The sequence below is a fragment of the Jiulongibacter sediminis genome (assembly GCF_001306455.1).
In the GTDB taxonomy this organism is placed as follows: Bacteria; Bacteroidota; Bacteroidia; order Cytophagales; family Spirosomataceae; genus Jiulongibacter; species Jiulongibacter sediminis.
The window spans coordinates 1-2,988 of the sequence record NZ_LGTQ01000014.1 but is presented as its reverse complement, the minus strand read 5'-3'; the positions used below and the strand labels follow the sequence as shown (position 1 = coordinate 2,988).

Genomic DNA, 2,988 nt, shown 5'->3' with positions numbered 1-2,988 from the left:
GCATAGCTGATCGTGTACGTCCATGCTTCGACTACGCTCAGCACACCGTCTGAAGTAATACTCTCTACTGGGCCTGATAATGTTCCTACTGTACCGTTTGGAAGCGTGTCGCTCACCACCACGCCGGTCAGGCTTTGGTTACCATCGTTGGTGATCACAATCGTGTAATCAATTGTACCTGGAGTCGTGATTGGGCTCTCGCCGCCGGTCTGTGTCTTCACGATCGTCAGACTTGGGTTTTGAGTGATCTCTGTTGTGGCCGTATCGCTCTCCGGTGTTGGCAGTTCAGTTGTTGTTACCACCGCTACGTTTACAAGGTCTGTGCCTGCATCAATATCCGCTTGCGTCACAGCATAGCTGATTGTATACGTCCAGGTCTCTGTCGTATCAAGGATGCCGTTCGCGTTAATGCTCTCGGTCACTGCGGATAATGTTCCTACTGTACTGTTTGGCAATGTATCGCTTACCACCACGCCTGTCAGGCTTTGGTTACCATCGTTGGTGATTACGATGGTGTAATCAATGGTACCTGGTGTAGTGATCGGACTCTCTCCGCCGGTCTGTGTTTTAGTGATCGTCAGACTTGGAGACTGAGTGATCGCTGTCGCGGCTGTATCGCTCTCCGGTGTTGGTAGCTCAGTCGTTGTTACCACCGCTACGTTCACTAGATCCACTCCTGCGTCAATGTCTGCCTGCGTTACATCGTAAGAGATGGTGTACGTCCAGGTCTCTGTCGTGTCAAGGATGCCGTTTGCGTTGATGCTCTCGGTTACACTTGATAGAGTACCGATGGTACCGTTTGGAAGCGTATCGCTCACCACTACGCCCGTCAGGCTTTGGTTACCATCGTTGGTAATTACGATGGTGTAATCAATTGTACCTGGTGTTGTAATCGGACTCTCGCCGCCGGTCTGTGTTTTGGTGATCGTCAGACTTGGAGTCTGCGTGATCGCTGTTGCAGCTGTATCGCTCTCCGGTGTTGGTAGCTCGGTGGTTGTTACTGATGCCGTATTGATCAAATCAGTACCGGCATCGATATCACTTTGAGTGGCTGAATAAGAAGCGGTATAAACCCAAACTTCATTGGTATCTAACAAAGTATTGGTGTTGATATCCCCACTTGAAAGGGTTGCAACTCCAGCTAAATCATCTGTTAAATTAATGTTTGAAAGACTTACATTACCGGTATTATTCACCGTAATGGTGTAAGTCAGGTTCTCAGGAGAAGATATCGTTGATAAATCAACATCTTTTATGATTGTCAAATCCGGACAAGCCGTAAAGATTACATCTGCCGAGGCCGTTGTTTCACAACCATTTGCATCCTTAACCGTCACATTATACGTACCGGCTGGAACGTTAGTCAAATTTTGAGAATCATCAAAATCCCCGGTACCATCATTATCCCAATCAAATGTGTAAGGAGATGTTCCGTCTGCAACTGTAAGAACAATTGTTCCGGTCGTCTCAAAACATCCTAATGTATAATCAGCAGCCGAGGCGGCAACATATGTAGCTGGTTCTGTAATTGTTACTGTTGTTGTGCCAATACATCCGTTGCCATCTGTGGCAGTAATCGTGTATGTTCCTGCTGGTGCAGTCAATGTATTGCCTGATACCGTTCCGCCTGAGCTTGTGAACGTGTAGCTTCCATTGCCGCCTACTGCTGATAAACTCGCTGAGCCGTTGGCTCCATTACATAGGGCGGCTGTTGGTGTGGCACTTGGTGCTACCGCGGCAGGCTCTGTAATCGTTACTGTTGTTGTTCCTGTACAACCGTTGCCATCTGTGGCTGTAATCGTGTAAGTACCCGCTGGAGCAGTCAGCGTATTGCCTGATACTGTTCCGCCTGTACTTGTGAACGTGTAGGTTCCGTTTCCACCGATCGCTGAAAGGCTCGCTGAACCGTTTGCTCCGTTACATAGAGCGGCTGTAGGCGTAGCACTTGGTGCTACCGCAGCTGGTTCTGTAATCGTTATTGAGGTTGTGCCTGTACATCCGTTGCCATCTGTGGCTGTGATCGTATAGGTTCCTGCAGGGGCAGTCAAGGTGTTTCCTGATACCGTTCCGCCTGAGCTTGCGAACGTGTAACTTCCGTTGCCGCCGATCGCTGAAAGACTCGCTGAGCCGTTGGCTCCATTACATAGGGCGGCTGTTGGTGTTGCACTTGGTGCTACCGCGGCAGGCTCTGTAATCGTTACTGTTGTTGTTCCTGTACATCCGTTACCGTCGGTGGCGGTGATGGTGTAGGTACCTGCCGGAGCTGTTAAAGTATTGCCTGATACCGTTCCGCCTGAGCTTGCGAACGTGTAGCTTCCGTTTCCACCTACTGCTGATAAACTCGCCGAGCCGTTTGCTCTGTTACATAGAGCGGCTGTAGGCGTAGCACTTGGTGCTACCGCTGCTGGTTCGGTGATCGTTACTGATGTTGTTCCTGTACAACCGTTGCCGTCTGTAGCAGTAATCGTGTAGGTTCCTGCCGGTGCAGTCAATGTATTGCCTGATACCGTTCCGCCTGAGCTTGTGAACGTGTAGCTTCCGTTACCACCTACTGCTGATAAACTCGCCGAGCCGTTCGCTCCATTACATAGGGCGGCTGTTGGTGTGGCACTTGGTGCTACCGCGGCAGGCTCTGTAATCGTTACTGTTGTTGTTCCTGTACATCCGTTGCCGTCTGTGGCTGTGATCGTGTAGGTTCCTGCCGGGGCTGTTAAAGTATTGCCTGATACCGTTCCGCTTGATGAAGTGAACGTGTATGTTCCATTTCCACCAATCGCTGAAAGACTCGCTGAGCCGTTGGCTCCATTACATAGGGCGGCTGTTGGTGTGGCACTTGGTGCTACCGCGGCAGGCTCTGTAATCGTTACTGTTGTTGTTCCTGTACATCCGTTGCCATCTGTGGCTGTTATGGTATAGGTTCCTGCCGGGGCTGTTAAAGTATTGCCTGATACTGTTCCGCCTGATGAAGTGAACGTGTAGGTTCCGTTG

General features: G+C 50.2%; 1 protein-coding gene. It reads right to left on the bottom strand.

Annotation, left to right across the window (positions count from 1 at the left end; genetic code table 11):
* The coding region (locus AFM12_RS17855; protein ID WP_131458466.1) for a beta strand repeat-containing protein at nt 1-2,988 on the bottom strand (2,988 nt) is incomplete at both ends.